Annotated in this window: 23 protein-coding genes; 8 read left to right on the forward strand and 15 right to left on the reverse strand. The window is 26.9% G+C overall.

From position 1 onward, the window contains the following. Positions 1–54: 54 nt before the first annotated feature. Complete coding sequence (locus tag SIB45_RS00145) at positions 55–1,089, reverse strand: NAD-dependent epimerase/dehydratase family protein (protein ID WP_011863331.1); 1,035 nt, start codon at positions 1,087–1,089, stop codon at positions 55–57. Positions 1,090–1,273: 184 nt separating this feature from the next. On the opposite strand from SIB45_RS00145, the gene SIB45_RS00150 reads away from it, so the two are divergent. The 5 genes from SIB45_RS00150 to SIB45_RS00170 are packed head-to-tail and all read left to right on the forward strand — an operon-like array spanning position 1,274 to position 5,902. Further along, on the forward strand, positions 1,274–2,224 hold the full coding sequence (locus SIB45_RS00150) for a UDP-glucuronic acid decarboxylase family protein (RefSeq protein WP_011863332.1): 951 nt from the start codon (positions 1,274–1,276) through the stop codon (positions 2,222–2,224). A 6-nt stretch (positions 2,225–2,230) separates the two neighbouring features. Continuing rightward, the gene (locus SIB45_RS00155; protein ID WP_052292850.1) at positions 2,231–2,875 is read left to right on the forward strand and encodes an HAD family hydrolase; all 645 of its coding nucleotides are present in this window, start codon (positions 2,231–2,233) and stop codon (positions 2,873–2,875) included. 9 nt (positions 2,876–2,884) lie between these two features. Beyond that, positions 2,885–3,676, forward strand: a complete 792-nt coding sequence (locus SIB45_RS00160; protein WP_011863334.1) for an HpcH/HpaI aldolase family protein — start codon at positions 2,885–2,887, stop codon at positions 3,674–3,676. Further along, entirely contained in the window at positions 3,673–4,416 is a 744-nt protein-coding gene (locus SIB45_RS00165) for a 3-deoxy-manno-octulosonate cytidylyltransferase (RefSeq protein WP_011863335.1), read from the forward strand. The genes SIB45_RS00160 and SIB45_RS00165 overlap by 4 nt, the downstream gene beginning before the upstream one ends. Further along, entirely contained in the window at positions 4,409–5,902 is a 1,494-nt protein-coding gene (locus tag SIB45_RS00170) for a hypothetical protein (RefSeq protein WP_041484713.1), read from the forward strand. Before SIB45_RS00165 ends, SIB45_RS00170 begins: the two co-directional genes overlap by 8 nt. Here the strand turns inward: SIB45_RS00170 and SIB45_RS00175 are convergent. The 11 genes from SIB45_RS00175 to SIB45_RS00225 form a co-directional block, all read right to left on the reverse strand. After that, entirely contained in the window at positions 5,899–6,969 is a 1,071-nt protein-coding gene (locus tag SIB45_RS00175; protein WP_011863337.1) for a nucleotidyltransferase family protein, read from the reverse strand. The genes SIB45_RS00170 and SIB45_RS00175 overlap by 4 nt on opposite strands. A 223-nt stretch (positions 6,970–7,192) precedes the next feature. Continuing rightward, on the reverse strand, positions 7,193–8,305 hold the full coding sequence (gene neuC, locus SIB45_RS00180) for a UDP-N-acetylglucosamine 2-epimerase (RefSeq protein ID WP_011863339.1): 1,113 nt from the start codon (positions 8,303–8,305) through the stop codon (positions 7,193–7,195). Continuing rightward, positions 8,295–9,320 carry an N-acetylneuraminate synthase family protein gene (locus SIB45_RS00185; protein ID WP_011863340.1) on the reverse strand — a complete coding sequence of 342 codons (1,026 nt, stop codon included), beginning with the start codon at positions 9,318–9,320 and terminating at the stop codon, positions 8,295–8,297. Before SIB45_RS00185 ends, neuC begins: the two co-directional genes overlap by 11 nt. Beyond that, the gene (locus tag SIB45_RS00190) at positions 9,305–9,898 is read right to left on the reverse strand and encodes a NeuD/PglB/VioB family sugar acetyltransferase (RefSeq protein ID WP_011863341.1); all 594 of its coding nucleotides are present in this window, start codon (positions 9,896–9,898) and stop codon (positions 9,305–9,307) included. Before SIB45_RS00190 ends, SIB45_RS00185 begins: the two co-directional genes overlap by 16 nt. Then, on the reverse strand, positions 9,898–11,094 hold the full coding sequence (locus SIB45_RS00195) for a LegC family aminotransferase (protein WP_011863342.1): 1,197 nt from the start codon (positions 11,092–11,094) through the stop codon (positions 9,898–9,900). The genes SIB45_RS00190 and SIB45_RS00195 overlap by 1 nt, the downstream gene beginning before the upstream one ends. Further along, positions 11,091–12,098, reverse strand: a complete 1,008-nt coding sequence (locus SIB45_RS00200; RefSeq protein WP_011863343.1) for an NAD-dependent 4,6-dehydratase LegB — start codon at positions 12,096–12,098, stop codon at positions 11,091–11,093. The genes SIB45_RS00195 and SIB45_RS00200 overlap by 4 nt, the downstream gene beginning before the upstream one ends. After that, a complete protein-coding gene (locus tag SIB45_RS00205; RefSeq protein ID WP_011863344.1) occupies positions 12,095–12,853 on the reverse strand; it encodes an oxidoreductase in 759 nt (252 codons plus the stop codon). The genes SIB45_RS00200 and SIB45_RS00205 overlap by 4 nt, the downstream gene beginning before the upstream one ends. Before the next feature lie 6 nt (positions 12,854–12,859). After that, a complete protein-coding gene (locus SIB45_RS00210; protein ID WP_011863345.1) occupies positions 12,860–13,543 on the reverse strand; it encodes an acylneuraminate cytidylyltransferase family protein in 684 nt (227 codons plus the stop codon). Then, entirely contained in the window at positions 13,540–14,508 is a 969-nt protein-coding gene (locus SIB45_RS00215; RefSeq protein WP_011863346.1) for a Gfo/Idh/MocA family protein, read from the reverse strand. Before SIB45_RS00215 ends, SIB45_RS00210 begins: the two co-directional genes overlap by 4 nt. 63 nt (positions 14,509–14,571) lie before the next feature. After that, on the reverse strand, positions 14,572–15,564 hold the full coding sequence (gene galE / locus SIB45_RS00220; protein ID WP_011863347.1) for a UDP-glucose 4-epimerase GalE: 993 nt from the start codon (positions 15,562–15,564) through the stop codon (positions 14,572–14,574). Continuing rightward, the gene (locus tag SIB45_RS00225; protein WP_011863348.1) at positions 15,540–16,484 is read right to left on the reverse strand and encodes a glycosyltransferase family 2 protein; all 945 of its coding nucleotides are present in this window, start codon (positions 16,482–16,484) and stop codon (positions 15,540–15,542) included. Before SIB45_RS00225 ends, galE begins: the two co-directional genes overlap by 25 nt. An 80-nt stretch (positions 16,485–16,564) precedes the next feature. Between SIB45_RS00225 and SIB45_RS00230 the strand changes: the two genes are divergently transcribed. The 3 genes from SIB45_RS00230 to SIB45_RS00240 are packed head-to-tail and all read left to right on the forward strand — an operon-like array spanning position 16,565 to position 19,427. Further along, positions 16,565–17,470, forward strand: a complete 906-nt coding sequence (locus SIB45_RS00230) for a PLP-dependent transferase (protein WP_011863349.1) — start codon at positions 16,565–16,567, stop codon at positions 17,468–17,470. Continuing rightward, positions 17,467–18,348: a hypothetical protein gene (locus tag SIB45_RS00235; RefSeq protein ID WP_011863350.1), complete on the forward strand. Its 882-nt coding sequence runs from the start codon at positions 17,467–17,469 to the stop codon at positions 18,346–18,348. The genes SIB45_RS00230 and SIB45_RS00235 overlap by 4 nt, the downstream gene beginning before the upstream one ends. Before the next feature lie 8 nt (positions 18,349–18,356). Beyond that, positions 18,357–19,427 (forward strand): GNAT family N-acetyltransferase, encoded by a 1,071-nt coding sequence (locus SIB45_RS00240; RefSeq protein ID WP_011863351.1) that lies wholly within the window; start codon positions 18,357–18,359, stop codon positions 19,425–19,427. Between the two features lie 6 nt (positions 19,428–19,433). Here SIB45_RS00240 and SIB45_RS00245 read toward each other — a convergent pair whose 3' ends face one another. The 3 genes from SIB45_RS00245 to SIB45_RS00255 all read right to left on the reverse strand — a co-directional run bounded on the left by SIB45_RS00245 (position 19,434) and on the right by SIB45_RS00255 (position 22,030). Then, the gene (locus SIB45_RS00245; protein ID WP_011863352.1) at positions 19,434–20,384 is read right to left on the reverse strand and encodes a class I SAM-dependent methyltransferase; all 951 of its coding nucleotides are present in this window, start codon (positions 20,382–20,384) and stop codon (positions 19,434–19,436) included. Then, a complete protein-coding gene (locus SIB45_RS00250) occupies positions 20,381–21,070 on the reverse strand; it encodes a cytidylyltransferase domain-containing protein (protein ID WP_041484714.1) in 690 nt (229 codons plus the stop codon). Before SIB45_RS00250 ends, SIB45_RS00245 begins: the two co-directional genes overlap by 4 nt. A gap of 177 nt (positions 21,071–21,247) precedes the next feature. Then, positions 21,248–22,030, reverse strand: a complete 783-nt coding sequence (locus tag SIB45_RS00255) for a hypothetical protein (RefSeq protein WP_011863354.1) — start codon at positions 22,028–22,030, stop codon at positions 21,248–21,250. Positions 22,031–22,248: the final 218 nt, after the last annotated feature.

The following is a 22,248-nucleotide window of genomic DNA, read 5'->3' on the forward strand; positions in this document are numbered from 1 at the left end:
AAAATACTTTAATATAGGGAAGGAATTTGGTTGCATAATTAAATAAAATTATATTTAATGCTCATAGTAATTTTCGAACCATTTAGCGAAATACAGAATTCCATCTTGTATAGAAGTTGATGGTGTAAAATCAATCCATTTAGTTAATAAACTTGTATCAGATAAGGTTGAAATAACATCTCCTTTTTGCAATTCATCATATTTCTTTATAGCCTTTTTGCCTAAAGCATCTTCAAGTAATTCAATGAAAATTTCTAATTCCACTGGCTTACTGTTACCAACGTTAAATATTCTATGCTTTGCAAAAGAGCAAGAATTTTCAGGATCAAATTTATCAAAAGTATTTGATACTGTTGCAGGTTTAAAACAACATCTTTTTATAGATTCAACAACATCATCTATATAAGTAAAATCTCTTTTCATTTTGCCAAAATTAAATATGTTAATGGGTAATTGATTCATTATTGCATTTGCAAAAATCATTGGAGCCATATCAGGCCTTCCCCAGGGGCCATAAACAGTGAAGAATCTTAATCCTATTGATGGGATATCATATAAATGACTATATGAATGAGCCATTAGTTCATTAGATCTTTTCGTGGCTGCATATAAGCTTATAGGATGATTTGAGCTATCATTTTCTTTAAAAGGTACTTTTTTATTACCGCCATAAACAGAACTACTTGAAGCATATATAAAATTTTCTACATCAAATGATTTGCATGCTTCCAAAATATTAAAGAAACCAACCAAATTGCTTTTTATATATGCTTCTGGATTTTCCAAAGAATACCTAACGCCTGCTTGAGCAGCTAAATTAACTACAATTTTTGGTCTATATTTTTCAAATATATTAAATATTTGATTTTTATTTTCTATAGATATTTTGTGAAAATTCCAATATTTACTTGAATTAGGGCTTTTAATAATATTGCTTAATCTTTCTTTTTTAAAAGAAGTCGAATAATAATTATTAATATTATCAATCCCAATAACATGATTATTTTCTTCTAAAAGTTTTATTGCAAGAGCAGAGCCAATAAATCCGGCTGCACCTGTTATCAGTATTGAAGGTTTATCTTTTTTCATAAGTTTGTGATACTCAAAATTTACTAAATTTATTTATTACAATCACTAAAAAAAAAATCATATAGGTGGTTTTATAGAAATATATTTTTTAATTATTGCTTAATTTTACATTAAAGTCATATGGATTATAAATTTTTGAAGATTTTTCTTAAGATAAGAATTATTTGAACTAATTTTATATTTAATGGATAAACAACGTGATAGAAATTTAGTAACCGGAGGTGCTGGTTTTTTAGGTTCTCATCTTATTGATGCACTAATGGAAAAAGGTGAAGAAGTAATATGTCTAGATAATTATTTCACAGGGCGGAAGCAAAATATAATTAAATGGATTAATCATCCAAAATTCGAACTTATTCGACATGATGTTACCGAGCCCATTTTTCTGGAAATCGACAAAATATGGCATTTAGCTTGTCCAGCTTCTCCTATTCACTACCAATATAATCCAATTAAAACCTCTAAAACTAGTTTTTTAGGAACTTATAATATGCTTGGATTGGCAACAAGAACTAAAGCAAAACTACTTCTTGCCTCAACTAGTGAAGTTTACGGTAATCCCCTAATACATCCTCAAAAAGAAAGTTATTTTGGAAATGTTAACAATATAGGAATTAGAAGTTGTTATGACGAAGGGAAAAGAATAGCTGAAACATTGTGTTTTGATTATAACCGTATGCACAAAACTGAGATTAGCGTAATGAGAATATTTAATACCTTTGGACCTCGTATGCAAATAGATGATGGCAGGGTAGTAAGTAACTTTATAAATCAGGCTTTGCGTGGAGAAAATCTAACTGTATATGGAGATGGGTCACAAACAAGAAGTTTTTGCTACGTGGAAGATTTAATAAACGGTATGATAAAACTTATGGAAAGTGAAGTAAAAGGACCTATAAATATAGGAGCTCAAAATGAATTGAGAATAGATAAACTAGCTGAAATTATAATAAAAAAAATTAATCGAGAACTTAAAATAAATTTTAATCCAATCCCTCAAGATGATCCTATTATGCGAAGACCTTCTATAGAAAAAGCAAAAAAAGAACTTGGTTGGTCCCCTACTGTAGATTTTGAAGAAGGCTTAGAAAAAACTATTAATTATTTTATTGAACTAAACAAGTTAAGTATTTAATTGATTATGAAACAATTAAATACTGAAGCTTTAGAATCTATATTTGAAAATTATGATTATATATTCTGGGATTATGATGATACCTTATCTCCTACGGTGGAAAAGAAAGGCATTGCATATATAAAAATATTTAAAGAATATCCTCAAGAATTAAAGGATTTCATCTTAGATCATCATAAAAAATTTCCAGGCGTAAGTAGACAAGTTAAGCTGCCAATTTATTTAAAAGAAAGTCTTAAATACAAAGATGTAAACTTTGACTCAAAATTAATAGATCTAAAAAGAAAGTTTTCTATAGAATGCATTCAGATTTTAAGTGTAATCCCAATTTTTAAAAATATAGAAAAATTCTTGAAGAACAGTAAAAAACATAATTTTATTATTACAAATATGCCTCAGGAAGAAATAAATGAAACTATAAAATCAAAATTATTAAAAGAATTTTTTATTCAGATTATTGGAGATGCCATTGATAAGGCTGATATTCTCAAAGAAAAACTGAGTAACATTAAAGATAAAGAAAGGTGCGTTTTTGTAGGAGATAGTAAAACAGATTATGAAGCAGCTTATAATTGTAATATAGATTTTATTTTAAAAAGTTCTTCACTGAATAAATCTCTTCAATTAATACCTAGAATTAAAATTATTTAATTAATAAATATGATCTCTTCCAAAATTATTAATAAAGAGCTTAATCAAATAAGAAAAAAATTAAATATTGGGATACCAAGTATTGGAAGTTGGTTGCAATTAAATAATACGTCAGTTGGAGCTATCATTGCCAAAAATAATTTTGACTGGCTTACTCTTGATTTAGAACATGGAGATATTGACGAAGCGGATATACCTCTAATGGTAAATTCGATTCAGTATTATTGTCCATTAGTTTTTGCACGAATAAGATCACCACAAACAACATATTGTTCGAGAGCATTAGATCTAGGAGTTAACGGAATAATAATTCCAAAAATTGAAAGCTTTGAGCAAATAAACAATTTAAGAGAAAGTATTTATTATCCCCCTTATGGTTGTAGAGGAGTTGGCTATGCAAATACAAACTTATTTGGAGAAAATCTGCTGGACCACTTAAACGAACTAAATGAGCCATTCATAGTTCCCATGATAGAGACAAAAAAAGGAGTTGAGGAACTTGAAAGCATATTACGATGTAAAGGCATAGATGCTATTCTAATTGGACCATACGATCTAAGCGCTTCTTATGGAGTACCTGGCGAAATTCAATCAGAAATAGTTAAAGAAAAAGTTGATTATATTTTAAAAACTTGCAAAAAATTTGCTGTTCCTGCTGGCTTACACATAGTTGAACCTGATGAGAAAAGTTTGAACGAAGCAATAAAAAAAGGATTCACATTTTTACCATATAGTATCGATACAGTATTCTTAAGGAAAGCTTCTAAAAAGCCTAATAATATCCATTATCAAAAAAAATGAAAACTATAGGATTAATCCCTGCAAGAATGGGAAGTTCGAGATTACAAGGGAAACCTTTAAAAAAGATAAAAGGTAAAGAGATGCTCTTAAGAGTATATGAAAATGCATTAAATGCAAAATTAATAGATACTCTTTATATAGCTACTTGTGATGAAGAAATAAGAAGAACAATGGATGCATACGGATGCAAGGTAGTCATGACTGGTTCACACCACACAAGATGTACTTCTAGATGTGCAGAAGCATTGATAAAAATAGAAAAAACATGTAATTATACTTTCGATAATATTGTTATGATTCAGGGAGATGAACCTTTGGTAAAGGGTGCTGAAATCGATGAAGCAGTTAAATTAATTATTGACAACAAGGATATTAGAATTGCAAATCTTATAGGAAAAATTGAAAGCTATGAAGAATTTACCGATAGGAACACTATAAAAGTGGTTCTAACAAAAAATGACGAAATACTTTATTTTTCTAGAGGAAATATTCCATTCTCTGAGAAAGATAATTTTAAATATGCTTTTAAACAGGTATGTATCATTCCAATGAAAAGAGATATACTTGAAATTTTTACAAAATTTGAAGAGACTACTTTAGAGAAAATTGAATCAATAGATATGCTTAGATTAATTGAAAATAAAATTCCTATAAAAGCAAAATTAATCAAATATAAAACTCAAGCAGTAGATGTTCCTTCTGATATTAAGAAAGTTGAGAAAATACTCACAAATGAATAAAACTCTAAAAGAATACAATAAAAAGCTTAGTGAATTATCCTTAATATTTGGTCCAAAATCATTATTTTCTCCAACTTTATGCAGGATAGAAGGTCAAACAAATTTATTTAGAAATATATTTATAAATAATAAAAAAAATAAAAATCAAAATTTTATAAGTTTAAGTTTAAATTTTTTAAAAAATTTTAGCTTTGTTTTAAAACCAATAAGAGATTTTGTATTCATGTTAAATTCTGAAAAAAAAGTTTTTCCTAAAAATATAAATAGACTATTTATAACCTATGGAGATTATAGAAACATCTCATATAAAAAAAACTGGGAAGAAGAAATTTTTAGGGGTATCAAACCAAGTAAAAAAAATAAAATCTTAGTTATTTCTCTTGGCAAATCAATAAAGGATGTCGTTAAAAATATAAACTATATAAAAAATTGTAATCAGAAGAAAGATATCTACTCAATTTATTCAATGATTGAATTAAAAGATATTTTAAATGCTTTTTTGAAGAGTAATTTTTACTTTTTTACGTATTTATTTGGACTATCATCAAGAAAAATATTTATTAATAGAAAAAATATAAAATCTTTTGTAATAAAAAGTTTGATTAATGATTATGCAAGAGGTTTTTTGTATAGTAATTGTCTTTTCTCAAATATTTGGTCTAATACATTAAAAAATAATCCAAAAAAAATTATTTTCCCTTGGGAATCACATTGTTGGGAAAGGTTACTAATGCATCAAGTAAACAAGGATAAAATGTTCCAAACTATTTCCACTATAGGTTATCAACATACTGGATTTTCATACGGACTTCTTCAACATTTCGCAACCAAATCTGATGAGAAAAATTTTATTAATCCTCAAATAATCTTCTCATGCGGTGAAATTCAAAAAGAAAAATTAGATCAAATTGAAGGATTGTCAAAAGTAAGAAAATTTACAGTTGGGTCCCTTCGATGTAAATCAAATCCAGATATTAAAACTCTTTATTCCAAATTGAATAAAAAAATAAAGAATATATCTGTTGCACTAGGTTATAATCAGAAAAATTACCAAACAATTATTGACGAGCTAAATAAAGTAAATAAAAAAATTAATATATACATTTTTCTTCACCCGTTAAACTATAAATTCAATCCCACTAAATATCTTGATAATAATATCATTTTAAAATATAAAAGAAATAATAAATTAATAAAAGATTCGGACTTATTAATTGTTGATGACAACTCAATGATGATAGAGGGATGGACATTAGGAGTTCCCACAATAATTTATGAAACAGACTCTTATAAATTAACTAAAAGAGACTGGAAAAGTCCAATCTTGCATATCACAAAAAAAAATATTAATGAACTAGATAAGAAAAATTTTAGAGCTAAACTTGATAGTTCCATCAAGATATATTTAAAGTCAAAGTATTATGAAAAATATTTCAAGGAAATAAATTTTTCTAAATTTGAAAATTTTTTATCACAAGTAAATTAGATTTCATTAGCTTTACTTGAATTTCTAATCCTTTTATAATCTTCAGGTCTTCCTACATCCGTCCATTCTTCATGCAAAGCAAAAACTTTTAAAATTTTTTTCTTATTTATACCTAGTTCAAATAATTGATTCATATCAATATGTTTCCCCTTTTCTATTAAACCAATCAAATTTTTTGAAACAACATAAACTCCAGCATTAATTGTAGATTTATATATTGGTTTTTCAGAAATTCCAATAAAATTATCATTACTAGTTTCAATTACTCCAAATGGATTTTGCAATCCAAATTCTTTAACAGCAATTACTCCATCAGCTTTTGTATATTTGGCAAAATTCAACATATTACTATATTCTAATGATGTTACAACATCACCATTGGTAATAAAAACATAATCAGTAAGCAAATCTTTTTTTAAATATGCTAATGAACCTGCAGTCCCCAGGGGTTTTTCTTCTTGAATATAGCTTATATTAATCCCAAATTTATCCCCATTACCAAAATATTCCTTTATTACCTCTCCCAAATAACCAATTGACAGGACAAAATTTCTGAAGCCAAACTCCTTTGCATTATTAATTATTAATTCGATCATTGGCTTACCACTTATATGCAACATTGGTTTAGGAAGATTTTTAGTTAAAGGTCTCATTCTTAAACCTTTACCTCCAGCTAATATAAAAAAGGTTTCATTAATAAAACTCTCTTCTATTAAATTATTAGAAACAAAGATGCCCTTAAATTTATTATTTTCATCAACTAAAGGTATATGAAAAATATGATTCTTTATCATTAATCTATAAATTTTTTCTTCTGATAAAAATTCATGAACTTTAATAGGTTGATAGTTTATTACATCAGATAATTTACTACTTTTTGAAACGCCATTTAAAATTCCTCTTCTTAAATCACTATCAGTTATTATTCCTTCCAAATAATTTTGCTCGTTAAAAACTAGACAAATTTGGAAGCCACCTTTATTTATCTTTTGAATAGCTTCCCCTACATTATCCTTAATGTTTACAGAAAAATCTCTACAGTTTTTAATAAAAAAATTCCTTTTCATACTTACAATAAATTAAATTTATAGTCTTTAAAGATTTTTCTAAACTTTTTTATACTTGAATCAATTATATGTATAGTTTTTATATAAGTACAAACTTTATATTTTAAAAAAGAAACTATTTTAAAAAAACTTTTTTTTTCTAAAATATTGTAAGATTGATTATTTTTAAATAAATTTTTATAATTTTTATTGAGTAAATTTTTTATCATATTAATTTGCAAACTTAGTTAATTATTTCTTTAAGTATCTTAATTATTTCATAACTTGGTAATTTTCTTTCTATTTGTAAATTCCTTGGTTGAGATAGAGGAGTTTTCCCTTCCTTTATTTTTTTAAGTGATTCATACATTTCTTTATATGATCCATCTAGATTGGACACCTTACCAAAAGTTGATCTTCCTTTTTGCCTTTCACCAATATTTAAGGAAGGTATTCCTATCAATGGTGCCTCAATAATTCCACTAGAGGAATTTCCAATTACTACATCAAATAACTTTAAAGATGAAATATATAAATCAGAGCCAAGAGATTTATAAAGGAAACATCTATCACTATTACGCTCTGAAAATCTAATTAAAGCAGTTTTAATTATTTCCCCACCTTCATCTATATTTGGGTATGTAATAAGTACATTTGCCTCTAATTCAAGAATCACTCTAAATATATTTTTTAACTTCTCAAGACCATAATCATAAATATAACTTTCTGGATGGAATGTCAGAATTATATTAAATTTATCAAATTTGAAATTAAGTTTTTTTTCGAATTGACTATGAGTAATTGATTCATGGCAATTTAATAAATCTTTGATCATAGGCCCTACGGTAAATATATTTTTCTTATTTACGCCCATATTTAGTAAATTCTTTGTGTGTTTTTCTAAACTAGTAAAGTGAAGATTGGCTAATTGACTAATTGCATTCCTAAACCCATTATCCAGAGAGCCAAAAGTAACTTCTCCACCATGCAAATGTATAATTTTTATTTTCTTTAAAAATGCCGAATAAACAGCGCCTAATGCCTCATACCTATCACCCAAGACTATTAAAAAATCAGGATTGAAATCCTCAAAAAACTTAGATATTTTTGTTATTAACTCAGCTGTGATTTCAGCAGCATTTTTATCTCCCTTAATTGATAGGTGAATAAATTCAAGATTAGAGAATCCATCTTTTTTAATCTGGTCACATGTATAACCATACTCATCCTCTAAATGTGTTCCTGTAACAATGATTATAAGTTGAAATAGTTTTTCAGAATCTAATAATTTGCATAGATTCCTTAATAAACCATATTCAGCCCTCGTAGAAGTAAAAACAGCTATTTTAGATTTCATTTAAATTAAGATCTAATATTAGATCTCCATCTTTATAATCCTTGGATGCTACTGCTCCAATAACCTTATCTATTTCCATTGGACTTAAACCATTACCTGGTCTTTGAAAGATTATATTTTTTTTTGTGATTAAAGAACCTTTTTGAATATTATTAAAGGCTCTTATTGATCTCCTAGCTATTAATTTATTTTCAATTTCACTTTCTTTTGTTTCTTTTCTACTGTTACCTAACATCACCTCCGTTGCTCTTATATCACTAACCATTTTTGCAAATAATTTAGGAGTAATACTCGCTTTATGGTCGGGACCAGGCAGGTCCTTATCAAGAGTTAAATGTTTCTCTATTGCAGATGCTCCTAGTGCAATTGAAATAATCGGCGCAATTATATTTTCACTATGATCCGAATAGCCTGTTTTACAACCAAAGCAATTTTGCAAAGTACTCAATACTTTTAAATTTAAGTCTTTATTTGGAGCAGGATAACTACTTACACAATGCATTATTGTTATTCTTTCTAGGGTCTCTTTAAATCTTAAAAGAGATAAAGCTTCCTCAATATCCCCTAAACTAGACATACCGGTAGATAATAAAACATTAATGTTTCCTTCTGAGATGAATTTACCTATTTCACTAATGAGAGCATAATTAGTAATTTCTCCAGAAGGTATTTTTATCGAAAGCATTCCTAAATCTAAAAGGAAATGTAATTCATCAACCCCAAAAGGAGATGACATAAACTCTATTCCAATTTCATTACAAAAACTAAAAATTCTTTTTGTATCCTTATCCGTAAGTTCTAAAGATTTAAGCATATCTATTTGACTTTTATAAGAATTCGATTTTTTTTGATATTGAGCTAGAGGGGCAGAAAAACTAGCGAGGGATTCACTTTTAAAAGTCTGAAACTTAATAGAATCAGCTCCAGACAATTTAGCTTCTTCAACTAACTTTAAAGCTAAATCTAAAGATCCATTATGATTTACTCCCGCTTCAGCTATTACTTTAGTGGCCATCCCATTACTCTCTTACCGGCACTTATTATTGTACCCCTCGGAAGAGATAAACCTTCCCTTATCATAACTTTACTTCCTATAAAACTTTCACGGCCAATTTTAACACCTCCATTAACAGTAACCGAAGTAGAAATATGAGAAAAGTCTCCTATATGAGTATCATGTTCTATCAGGCTTTGAGTATTAATTATACAATGCTTTCCAATATTACAATTTGCATTAACTATAGCAAAATGTCCTATTGTACATCCTTCCTCAATTCTGGAGTATTTGCTAACGTATGAATTAGGAGAAATAATTGTAGGCAATTTGTAACCTAATAACTTTAAATCATTAATTTTTTTTACTCTCATTCGAGCAGACCCTATTTCACCAATTGCTAAAACTATATATTTATATTCTTTAGAAATTCTTTGCAAGTCTTTATCAGTCCATTTTACTTTGATATCTAATATTGATTGACCTAGTTCAGATTCAAGACCAACAATTCCAGCTATTTCCCACATTTCTGTACTTAAAATTAAATCTATCATTGATTTTGAATGACCTCCTGCACCAACTAGAACTACTTTTTTCATTAAATAACAATTTGAGGACTACTTGGCAAAGAGATAATTAATTTCGATAAAGATTCAGAGATATCTAAATTAGATCTGAAACATTTATTGTACATTTCTGTTTTATGAATTAATTGCCAACATGGTCTTAATTGGATCCCTCTGTCCTTAGCTAAATTAATAATTGTATTACGAATAAAGGAGATATCATTCAAATCCTTATCCAAAATCAAAGTTACAAGCCAATAGTTTGAAAATTCTGAAGATTTTTCTTCTTGAAGGACATTGATATTTTTAATAGATTTAAAACTCTCAATATAATTTTTAGCTAACAATCTCTTAAGCTTTAATCTTTCATTAAAAACCTCCAACTGAGCAAAACCTAGTGCAGCATTAATATTTGGCATTCTATCGTTCCAAGCTATTTGATCATGAATTATATTCCCATTATCATCTTCCATTTTTGCGGTTGTGGACAAGTGTTTTGCCTTTTTAGCTAAAATATTATCATTAGTAACTATGACTCCTCCTCCTCCAGTAGTAACTATTTTATTTCCATTAAAACTGTATACGCCTAAAGTCCCAAATGTCCCGCAATCTTTACCTTTAACTTTACTTCCTAGAGCTTCTGCTGCATCCTCAATAACGGGCAAATCCCATTCATCTGCTACTTTAATAAGTTGGTTTATTTTTGCGGGAATTCCAAAAACATGGACAACTATAATTGCCGATATTTTTTTTCCTGAAATTTTATTAAAAACAACTCCATTTCTCTTTTCTGCTACATTTTTTAAATGTTTAGAAAGTATTTCCGGATTTAAACCTAGAGTATCTTTCTCAATATCTACAAAATGTGGAGTTGCATTTAAATGAGCAATCGCATTAGCAGTTGCTATAAATGTGAGTGGCGGCATAATTACCTCATCTCCTTTATTTACTCCTACTAAGGAAAGAGCTAATCTTAATCCAACAGTTCCATTTGTAATCGCAATAGCATTTTGTGAAGAAGTGATTTTTTTTATCTTATTTTCAAACTTTGTCACCCAATCACCTGATGTACTAACCCAAGCTTTATCAATACAATCTTTTACGTAATCTAATGCTTTATTGTCCTTAAAATATGGCTCATGCAACAAAATATCGTTGCTTTGATTTGGTTTTCTTACTACATTTTCTATTGCATCTACAATCTCATTGCAAAAAATAATATTCGTCATAAAGAAAAATTATTATCAGAATAAAGGGTGTTATTTCTATTATTTATAAACCAATCAATTGTTTTTTTAATACCTTCCCTAAATCCATCTAAACCCTTATATTTTGGCTTCCAATTTGAAAGTTCTTGAAGCCTTGAACTATCACCAAAAAGTCTATTTACCTCAGATTTATCTGGCCTTAATCTTTTTTGGTCACTTATAATTGAAATTTTAGAGTTCATTATTTTTGAAATTTCTTTAACTGTATCAGCTATAGAAATTTCATATTCGCTTGCTGCATTTAAAATTTGTCCAGTAGTTTTATTACTTATACAAATCTTTTCAAAGGCTTCACAGGTATCACTTACGTAATTGAAATCCCTTGTTGGCATTAAAGATCCTAATGATATAAATTCCTTTTTTTCAAGGATTTGCAGAATTATAGAAGGTATTACAGCTCGGCAACTCTGTCGAGGACCATATGTATTAAATGGTCTTAAAATAGATACTGGAGTATTAAAACTTTTAAAGAAACTTAAAGCTAATTGGTCTGCTGCAATCTTTGTTGCGGCATATGGGGATTGAGCTACTAATGGATGTTCTTCATTAATTGGAACATATTGAGCAGAACCGTAAGTTTCAGAAGTTGATGTATGGATGAGTTTTTCAATATCAAATTTTCGACAAGCTTCTAAAACATTTAAAGTTCCTTTGATATTAGTATCAACATAGCTTGACGGAGAAGTATAACTATATGGAATTCCAATTAATGCTGCCAAATGAAAAACAAAATTATTTGATTTTACTGCTTTTGAAATGGAGTCATAATTTCTAATATCCCCAAAAATATAATTTATATTATTTTTTATTTCAGGCGCAACAAAATCCAACCAACCTTTCAATCCAAATGAATTGTATAGACAGAAAGCATTAACTTCGTACCCTTTTCTAACAAGCATTTCCGTTAAATGAGATCCTATAAAGCCATCTGCACCAGTAACTAATACTTTTCTATTTTTATTCATAAAGACCACCCATCATCAACTATTAAATTCTGACCAGATATACCTTTTGCTTGATCTGAGAGAAGAAACAAAATAGGATATGAAACATTTTTTGGTTTAAGTAGGCCAATATTATTGCAATCTGATTTATAGTTATTCTGAAAAATTTCTAACTGTTTATCCAATACTCCTCCTGGGCTAACACAGTTAATATTTAAATTAGAATTTTTAAAATATTTAGCAAGCCATTTAGTCATTATTATTATTGAAGATTTAACACAAGAATATTCTATGGGAGAACTCATGCTTGTTCCACGATAGTGATGAAACTTAGGTGCAGCTATACCTTGTATTGATGCAATATTTACAAGACTGCCCCCTCCATTTATTTTTAAATAGTTGCAAATTATTCTTGATAAAATTATAGAAGAGCTTAATTGCATATTTAAATGCAAACTGACTTCATCAAGAGATATCTCATCAAATAATTTACCCCAACTTTCTGGTCTAGGATAAGCACAGTGCACGAAACCATTAATTTTTACCCCACAATTTCTGATAAAATCCTTGAACTCTCTTAAACCTTTATTCGTCGTTAAATCACATTCAAAAAAACTATTTTTATCTGAATTAGAAGTATTTGTTGGGCTTTTTAAATCACAAGAAATTACATCAGCACCAGCCTCTAATAGTCTTTTGCATAAATCCAAGCCAATTAAACCTTCGCTTCCAGTAACTAAAAAAGTTTTGCCACTTAATGAAAAAAAATCTTCCATATTAAATCACTGATTTAAAAAGAATTCGGCCATTTTTAAATCAATTTCCGTATCAATATCTAAAGATCTTTCTTCTGGTATTTCTAAGCCTCCAATAACTCCATCTAATAAATTCTTTGAATTGATAACGTAACTTGTATGCGCAGCATAGGCAACTGTTGTCAAATCAAATGTTAATGGAGCATCTTGTCTTCTTGAAAAACTCTTATCATTAAAGATTTTTGTTACTTGATTTCCTTCAGATTTTTTGACCATATTAAACCAGGGATTTCGTTTTGACTTTGTTATTCCTAATGTTAAGTCAAATTTAGCATTTAATAAAAACATAATATTTTTTACGTCTTCTAAGCTCCTCAAGGGAGATGTTGGTGGAATTGAGACAAACTTATCAAAACTACCAAACTTTTCTTCGACCACATTAATAGCATGTTTCCAAGCTAAAATTTCACTTGTTTCGTCTTTAGCTAACTCATAAGGTCTTTTTATCACTTCTACATCTAAGGAATTTACTTCATTTGCTATCTCTTGTGAATCTGTTGATAAAAATATTTTTAAAACATTATCAAGTTGTAATGCCAAATCAATACTTCTTCTTACCAAAGAAATACCATTTATTTTTCTAAGGTTTTTTTTTGTTATTCCTTTTGAACCACCTCTTGCAAAAATAAAGGCGTAAAAGTCTTTACTCATAAGTTACATTTGTTATTTATTAATTTTATGAGTTCTAAAACAGATATCCCTTCTGTTAGTGAACACCCAATAGATTCTGAAGAATTTGTTTTATTTATTATATCCTTAATTTGGTTTACAAGCATAAGTTGAGAATCACGAGATGAATTTTTTAAAATTTGAGTACCTTTATCATCTTTTTTTATTAATTTCCCTTTTGTTATATCCCATAGAATCTCCCCTTTTATTCCCCTCATCAAAATAAATCTTCTCTCCGAAAAAGTACAAAAGTCCAAATCAATAATAATTTTTGAACTTTTATTAGAGGATGCCACTAAATGTAAATTATCGTCGCAATTTATATCTAATATTCCACTATTATTTTTTTTACACCATTCAACATTTATAGGCCCTAATAAACTCAAACACAAATCTAATTCATGGCTTAATTCAGATACTACTCCTCCTCCAAGTTCATTTGAAGCTGAAACAGTTCTTCGATAATCTTTCTCACGCCAATTTGGAAGCCATGAGCCACAGAAGAAGTGGGAAGAAAATATTTCTCCTATACCATTTTTCTTAAGAATATCACTAATTATTGAATAACATGGATCAAACCTTAATTGATATCCAACAGAAATTGTTGATGTTTTTTTCTTATTTAAAGAAATCCATTCTTCAAGATTATCTTGTTCACAACCTATAGGTTTTTCAAGCAATATAGGAATATTTAATAATAAAAATTCTTTTATGTGACTTAAATGCAAATTAGCCGGCGTTGAAATAATTATTAAGTCTGGCGACCAAGAAATAGCTTCTCTTATAGATTTAAATTCTAACCAATTATTTTTTTCTGAATCATCTCCATTAATTTCCCTTGAACGTAAAACTCCAATTTTCAGAAACCGATTTATTTTTTTTCCTGCATTTATATGTTTAAGGCCAATACTTCCAGGACCATAAACTAATAGCTTTTCAAATTTCACAAAAGCTCAGATATTATTATTTAAACTACAATATAACCTGATAAAAAATCTACTTATAAAAGATCATTTTGAGAAATTTACATTTAATTTTTTATGCCATTTCCATGCTGATCTAAGAATATTATCTAAGTTTGAAAATTCTGGTTGCCAATTCAAAATACTTTTTGCTTTAGATATATCAGCAAATAAACAGGATGGGTCTTCCTCTCTTCTTTCACAGTATTTTAATTTGACCTGCTTTGATGAAATATTCTCTAATCCATTAATAATTGATTTAATACTTGTTCCATTACCACTTCCTAAATTAAAAATGTTTGACATTCCACCTTCAGCTAAATATTCTATTGCTTTTAAGTGGGCAGAAGCCAAATCCATAACATGAATAAAATCTCTTACAGCTGTTCCATCAAAAGTATCATAATCTCTTCCGAATATTTTTAGCGTTTCGCCAGAATCACCTAAGGCCCTTATAGCCAAGGGAATTATATGTGTTTCAGGATCATGTTTTTCACCTATTTCAAGGTCTTCATCCGCTCCTGCGGCATTGAAATACCTTAGAGATACCCATCGCAAACCATAAGCATTTGAGCACCACTTCAATATTTTCTCGCAAAATAGTTTTGTTTCACCATAAGGACTTAAAGGATTAAGTGGTTCTGACTCATTAATTGGAACATTTTTTGCTTCACCATATACTGAACAAGAAGAGGAGAATACAATAGGTATTTTAATTTCTGAGCATATCTTACAAACTGATCTCATTCCATCAATATTATTAGAAATATAATCAAGAGGTTTAAATATTGATTCACTTACATAAGCAGAAGCGGCAAAATGAACTAAATAATCTGGTTTAATTTTTAACAATAACTCCTTAAAAGAGCTCTCTTCTCTTATATCTAATTTGTAGAATTCTCCCCATTTTATAAAATCATAATTGCCTGTAATTAAATTATCAATTACAAAAGTTTTATGCCCTTTTAAAAATGCTGTCTTGCAAAAATGAGAGCCTATATATCCTGCACCTCCAGTTACAACAATTCTTTTACAATGCATTTTAAATCTTTTTTCATTTTAAGATTCTTCATATTAATTGAAATTTGTCTATAAATAAACCTTGTAATTAAAGAAATCATCAATTTAGTTAGAAAAAAACTTTTTCTTCTAATAAAGAAAATTATTAATGAAAGAAAATGAGTTTTTGTAATTAAAAATTTTTTTACGTTTCTACGAAATTCAAGAAAAGTTTTACCTACTAGATAGTCATTTTCAGTAAGTTTTCCACTCAAACATAATTTTTGGCCATATATTCTATAAATATCTAATGTTTTTTTATGAAAAGAGTCTTCTTTACTCATGTTTTCTATATCTCTTCTATAGATACCCAAAGGAATATCTAAATGGTCTATCATTTTTCCCTTTTGATAGGTCCTTAACCAAAAATCCCAATCCTCTAGCCCTAATAAATTCTTATCTTCGATGAAAAGTCCTACTGAATCAAAAATATTCTTTTTTATCGTAATCGCAGATGGAGAAAGAGTATTACCACCTAAATAAAGTTCTAATAAATCTTGAGGCGGTTTATTTATTAAGTAGGATATTTTATTATTTTCTTTATAAATAATTTCATCATTAGAAATTATTTCTGAATTATTTAATTCAATAAAATTGTTAATTTTTTCAAGATGATTTGTTGTCCATATATCATCAGCATCTAGGAGAGAAATATATTCTCCAATAGCATTTCTTATCCCAGTATTTCTTGCGGCGCCTAATCCAAGATTTTCTTGATTTATTATCTTAAAAAATTCATAGCATTCATAGCTCCTAAGAATATTTAATGTTTTGTCAGAAGAACCATCATTAACAGCTATTACTTCATATTTCTTTATTGATTGATTAAGAACTGAACTTATAGTCTGCTCAATTGTATCTTCAACATTAAAACAAGGTATTATGATCGAAAATATCGGCACCAATTAGAAAAAATATTAATATTAATAATACTACATTTTATAAGCATTCTAATTATCAATTCAACCAATAAAATATTATTATGAATACTATTTACTTCAGTTCGGGTAGCTGGGCTATCTTAAAAGCAATAAATGGCCTCGGCTTGAAAAAGGATGATCAAATTCTTAAGCCAGATTATTATTGTGAAGATATTAATAATACACTAGCTAAAAATTTTAATCTAAATTCTTATACTGTTTACAAGAATCTAAAACCTAAAATCTCCGATTTAAATAAATTAATTTCTAAGAAGACTAAGTTAATTATTTTAGTTCAATATTTCAATGAAAAAATAGATTTATCAAATATTATAAATTTTATTCAAAAGCAAAATATCAAAGTTTTAATTGATTCAATACATTTATTCCCAGCATTAAACAATCGCTTATATTCAAAAGCAGATGCAGAAGTTTACTCTATAAAAAAATCTCTTTATCTTAATAATGGCTGTATCGCTTATGTAAATGGATCATTAATTGAGACTAAAATAACTTTAAATTTCCTTAATCTTGGAAGCAATACAATTAGTTTTCTAAAGATTTTAAGAAGTATCTTAAATCTAATGAATTTACCAATAATTGACTTTCAATATAAAATCAATTTCGAATCAAACAAGAAAAATATCTTCTCAAGTAAAATGCCTAATAATGTGAGTGCTGATTTAATAAGTATTATTTTTTGCAGCATTATAAGAAGATTTAAAATTATCCAATACATAAATCTCTTATCTTTAAAGAAATTAAAAATTCCCAGAAAATTAAAAGATCTTAACTATTTAACTTTTGGAGAGTTATTAATTAATCATAAACATATTAGAATAAATAAAAATCAGACTTTCAAATGGCCAGAACCAATTGGTGAACTCAGAATAGATGAATGGACAAAAAATAGCGAAGAATTATACTCTAACAATAATTTGTTTTCATTATATTTCATAAGAATATGAGTTTTTTATCAAAATTATCAGCGAAAGTATGGACAACATATATTTGCGAAATTAATGATTTAAATTTTAATATCGATGATATTATTCATAATAAAAAGAGTTTTAGAATTGATGCTCCTTCTGGTTATTTAATGACTGCAGACGGTTCATTTTTAGATGAAGAAAATATTCTAATTGAGAGTATATGCAAAAAAACTTTTTTAGGTTGTATATTTTTATATAATATAAAAAAAAACTATTATCACAAATTAAACCTTGATAAAAGTTATCATTTTTCATTTCCTCTTCAATACAATATAAACGACAATTATTTTATATCTTTTCAAAGTAATATCGATAATGGTCTAGTATTGTATCAGTATGAAAAATTAGTTAAAAATAATAAAATTGAATTAAATAAATTGCATAGGGTGAATATTAAAAATAATCTTATAGAAAAGTTGATAGATCCAGTATTACTTCAAATAGATAAAAAAATATTTTTATTTGCATCAACAAAATTAAAGCCTGAAATAAGTTATTGCTTTGGTCAATTAGAATTCAAGAAAGATCATATTTATTTGAATAAAGAAAACAAAAAATTTAAACCAATTAAAGGAAGAATGGCTGGCAAGTTTATTTGTATAGATTCAAAAATAATTGCCAATACGCAATTAAATAATAATTCATATGGAGATGGAGTCCAACAATATTTAATTAGCGAAACTAAAAAAACAGAAATAATCAAAAAATTTATTTATAAAGATGGTCAACTTTACGGTCCTCATACTTTAAACTTTTCCCCAAGAAGAAATTTTGTTTTATTTGATATTTGTAAAAAATCATATTCACCTATGAACTTATTTTATAAAATCAAACAATTCATAAATATGAAATAATTTCAGCTATGATTTTTACTCATAAAATATTTGACTCTTTTAATTCAGAACTTATAAGTTGTTGGCTAAATTTAGAGCAAAATTCAATATGCAATGCTTTTAATTCTTTATTTTTTCATAACTCTATTTACCATATAAATAAAAAATTTAAAAAGAATTACTGGCCATTAATAATTTGCTTATATGAAAAAAATAACATTGCAGCGATATTGCCTCTAGAAAAATTCAATTCTTCAAATACATTAGTTGTACATGGTAGCGAGTTTATAGACTACGATGGTATTATTTTTAGCAGACAAATTAATCACAAAGAATTTGAAAAATATATATTAAAAAACATATTATCCAAATACGATATTTTTTTTCATTCAATTGGCAGCAATAATAAATTAATTAATTCTTTATCTAATAAATTAATGTATAAACTAAAGTGGAGATATTCGATCAGATATTTTATTGATGCAAAAAAATATGATGATTTCTTCTTAAAGAAAAAAAAGTTTATAAAAAAAACAACAAAAAACATTACTAAAAACAATCTTTCTAGTATTGAAATTAAACTTCCAAATGAAAAATTATCTCATTTAGAGAATCACATAATACTAAAGTCTTTGCAATATAATTCTACAAATAATAGAAATCCATTTAAAAACAAAAGATATAAAAAATTACTTGAGTATTTAATTAAAAATTATTCGAAGAATATAGTTATCTATATCCTAGCTATTAACAAAAGTCTTCAATCAATTCTAATAGCCTTCAAAAGTAAAGACAAATTTTGCTATTATCAACCTTCTTATTCTAGGGAATCAACCTTGGAATCACCAGGAAAAATTTTAATGTATTATGCCATTAAAATTGCAAATAAAAACAGTATTGAATTTGATTTCAGTACAGGAAATGAAAATTACAAAATGCTTTATTCAACTGATAATGAAATAATACATTCCTATTTTTTATCAAATAAGTTATTTCCTAATTTTTTAAACTTAATAATATTTTGGATATTATATTATGAAAAGTCCAGGAAAATTTTACGAAGTCTTTTTAATCAAGCAAAAAAATTTATGAATTTTTAATTAAATCTAATACTTATTAAAGTAATCAATTCCAATTGGAACATATGGAACATTTTTATTTTTATAGAAATATGAATCTTTTCTTTGAAAGTAATAAGAATCTAATCTATTCCAAAACAAATTATTTTTTTGAATTTCTGTTTGCACTGAATCTATTTCTTTTTCTTGAACTGAAACATTAAAAAGTTCTAATAAGGAATTTTTTCCAAAAGTCCATGAGCAAAAATAATTCTCATAACTATCTTCTGTCAAGGAATTAATACTTGTTGTGATTAACATAGGGCCCTTCGAAACCTTTCTAAACATCTGCTCTAAACATTCTTTAATTTGTTCCTTATCACAATGCTCAATAGCTGATAAAGAAACAATTGCATCTACTTTAAAATTAAATTTTGATAAATCTTGAAAACTTCCCCTACGCATTACTATTGAGCCATAATTTTTATTTCTCTTAGATATAAATTCGTAACAAAAAATTAAAAAATTTACTAGCCAGTCAAATCCATTTTTTAAAAAAACTTTTAAACCACATCTTTTTATATATGAAAAAATACTGTTTATATTTGAATTCTTGGGCGCATATTTAATATTCGCCATATATTTATGTTTAAATTCTATCTCTTTTTTTTCATTGGTAATCTGAAAGATACTTTTAGCTCTAAAGAGAACGTCTCTATCTGAATAATCATAACTTATTACGTTATAACCCCTGGAAGCAAGTATAAATTGCAGCAAACCTTGACCTGCACCAGCATCTAGAATCCATCCACCTGGTTTAATATCATACTCAATTAATTTGTTAAGTATCCATATAATATCTAAATCATAATGCCAGCCATTAGGTCTATTAAGTACTTTACTCCAATATTTTATTTCTCTTAAATTGTTTATTTGAGAGAATAATTTTCTTGGACTCAAAATATCAAATGACTTTTGATTTTTATAAAAGTTTTTCATTTATTCGTAATTGTTAAAATATTTTCTACCAAATTCCAATCAAATAAATCATCAATATCTAAATATTCCCTGCTATTCCTTGAAAGGGGAAAAACGTAAGGTTGGTCGCTAATTCTATGATTTAATCTAAAAAAAGTTTTTCCCCTAAAAATATAAAAGCAAGAATTTTCTTCATAGATATCTTCTAAATCTTGAGTCCTTTGTAATATAGCAGGATCGTGATTTATGGGTATTAAATCTTTGTTATAAAGTCTAGATTGAATTTTATTAACCGAAAATAAGCTCGCCTTTTCATTTTTTATGAATAATTCTTTAAAATAATTTATTGCTTTCATTAAAGAACTAGATCTCAAAAGAGGATTAGTACTATGTGTTTGTAAATAAAATTTTTCTTCTCCACATAATCCAACATCGTATGAGATTATTTTGTTCATTGAAACATTATCACCTATTAGATAATCAGGACGTTTATGTATTTTAACCCAATCTCCATATCTTTCTTTAGCAAGTTCTGAAATTTTATTACTATCAGTATTAATGACCAAATTGGAAAATATACCTAAATCTTTTAAAGTATCAGCTATGTAAAAAAATAATGGTTTACCGTGCAGAACTTTTATATTTTTATTACTTACTCTCTCCGAATGCTCCTTCATTGGGAGTAGTGCAACAAAGTCATACTTCATATGCAAAAATATTCAATGCAAAATCCCAATTAAAATTAATAAAATTGAGATCAAATAATGATTTAAAACGATTTATCTTATCATAAAGCATTATTAAATCTAACTATAAAATCTTATTAATAAATTATTTTTATGAAATTTGAAAAGAATATAAAATGAATTATTTATTTAAACTGTTTAATTTTTTTTTAGAACACCTTTCTTTTCAATAAATCTTTTTTCTGAAGCAAAGTAAATAAATATAATAATTAGCCAAGATTCAAAAGCTAATAATATGGGGTAGTGGAGATTTGAGGCAAAAAGGATAAAAAAGACAAAGAAAGAATATTTAGTATTCTTAAAAAGAAAATATATAATCAAGTAATAAGAAAGTGAAAAAATTAATCCAAACTCTTTAATTTGATAAATATAAAATAACTCTGTTGCTTCTTTTACATTATTAATGTTTGTTCCCCATTGACCAAATAACCTATATTTAAGTTCAAGATTAAATATATCTTGTAATCTTGCGTTATCAAATAATACATTTTTTATATAATTAATTTCTAATTTTTGTTGTAAAATTGGATAGGCAGAAAAATAAATAATCAAAGCAAAAAACAAAATTAAAAAAATTCGAGTTTTTAAGTCAATATTAAGATTATTGTTTTTTAGAAATAAGTAATTAAGGTAAAATAAGTTAACTAAAAATGCTTGGCCACTTATAGTAAATAAACTTGAAATAATAAAAATAACAATAATCTTTTTATTTATTAATTTTAATTCATGCAGTAAGATCATAGATAATAAAATTAATCCTCCGTTTGCAGCAGCATTTCCTGTCAATCCAAAAGGTATATAAAAACCAAAATAAGTATTAGTAAATGCAATATTTTCTTTATATGTTGGTATTATGTTATTTGAAATATTTAAAAAATTAATTCCAATAAATTCTAATAAAATTGTAAGAGTTGAAATCAAAAAGAAGCTTAAAGCAATTTTTTTTATATTAGTTAAAGAAATCTTTTTAAAAGCAATAAAGGATGATAATACAATAAAAGGATTTAGAAATACTAATAATAATCTAAGGTTATTTCGATCTAAATTTAAAAAAGAATATGTAGATATACGGTCGCTATAATTATAGTCGACTACAGTATCTAAAAAGATTATATATCTTACAAAAATAATAGTAAAAA

It is taken from the genome of Prochlorococcus sp. MIT 1304 (genome assembly GCF_047305015.1).
In the GTDB taxonomy this organism is placed as follows: Bacteria; Cyanobacteriota; Cyanobacteriia; order PCC-6307; family Cyanobiaceae; genus Prochlorococcus_A; species Prochlorococcus_A marinus_E.

Bases quoted from the DNA above. Each gene is read 5' to 3' on its own strand.
- SIB45_RS00145 (WP_011863331.1), bottom strand. From the start codon at position 1,089: ATGAAAAAAGATAAACCTTCAATACTGATAACAGGTGCAGCCGGATTT.
- SIB45_RS00150 (WP_011863332.1), top strand. From the start codon at position 1,274: ATGGATAAACAACGTGATAGAAATTTAGTAACCGGAGGTGCTGGTTTT.
- SIB45_RS00155 (WP_052292850.1), top strand. From the start codon at position 2,231: ATGAAACAATTAAATACTGAAGCTTTAGAATCTATATTTGAAAATTAT.
- SIB45_RS00160 (WP_011863334.1), top strand. From the start codon at position 2,885: ATGATCTCTTCCAAAATTATTAATAAAGAGCTTAATCAAATAAGAAAA.
- SIB45_RS00165 (WP_011863335.1), top strand. From the start codon at position 3,673: ATGAAAACTATAGGATTAATCCCTGCAAGAATGGGAAGTTCGAGATTA.
- SIB45_RS00170 (WP_041484713.1), top strand. From the start codon at position 4,409: ATGAATAAAACTCTAAAAGAATACAATAAAAAGCTTAGTGAATTATCC.
- SIB45_RS00175 (WP_011863337.1), bottom strand. From the start codon at position 6,969: ATGAAAAGGAATTTTTTTATTAAAAACTGTAGAGATTTTTCTGTAAAC.
- neuC (WP_011863339.1), bottom strand. From the start codon at position 8,305: ATGAAATCTAAAATAGCTGTTTTTACTTCTACGAGGGCTGAATATGGT.
- SIB45_RS00185 (WP_011863340.1), bottom strand. From the start codon at position 9,320: ATGGCCACTAAAGTAATAGCTGAAGCGGGAGTAAATCATAATGGATCT.
- SIB45_RS00190 (WP_011863341.1), bottom strand. From the start codon at position 9,898: ATGAAAAAAGTAGTTCTAGTTGGTGCAGGAGGTCATTCAAAATCAATG.
- SIB45_RS00195 (WP_011863342.1), bottom strand. From the start codon at position 11,094: ATGACGAATATTATTTTTTGCAATGAGATTGTAGATGCAATAGAAAAT.
- SIB45_RS00200 (WP_011863343.1), bottom strand. From the start codon at position 12,098: ATGAATAAAAATAGAAAAGTATTAGTTACTGGTGCAGATGGCTTTATA.
- SIB45_RS00205 (WP_011863344.1), bottom strand. From the start codon at position 12,853: ATGGAAGATTTTTTTTCATTAAGTGGCAAAACTTTTTTAGTTACTGGA.
- SIB45_RS00210 (WP_011863345.1), bottom strand. From the start codon at position 13,543: ATGAGTAAAGACTTTTACGCCTTTATTTTTGCAAGAGGTGGTTCAAAA.
- galE (WP_011863347.1), bottom strand. From the start codon at position 15,564: ATGCATTGTAAAAGAATTGTTGTAACTGGAGGTGCAGGATATATAGGC.
- SIB45_RS00230 (WP_011863349.1), top strand. From the start codon at position 16,565: ATGAATACTATTTACTTCAGTTCGGGTAGCTGGGCTATCTTAAAAGCA.
- SIB45_RS00235 (WP_011863350.1), top strand. From the start codon at position 17,467: ATGAGTTTTTTATCAAAATTATCAGCGAAAGTATGGACAACATATATT.
- SIB45_RS00240 (WP_011863351.1), top strand. From the start codon at position 18,357: ATGATTTTTACTCATAAAATATTTGACTCTTTTAATTCAGAACTTATA.
- SIB45_RS00245 (WP_011863352.1), bottom strand. From the start codon at position 20,384: ATGAAAAACTTTTATAAAAATCAAAAGTCATTTGATATTTTGAGTCCA.
- SIB45_RS00250 (WP_041484714.1), bottom strand. From the start codon at position 21,070: ATGAAGTATGACTTTGTTGCACTACTCCCAATGAAGGAGCATTCGGAG.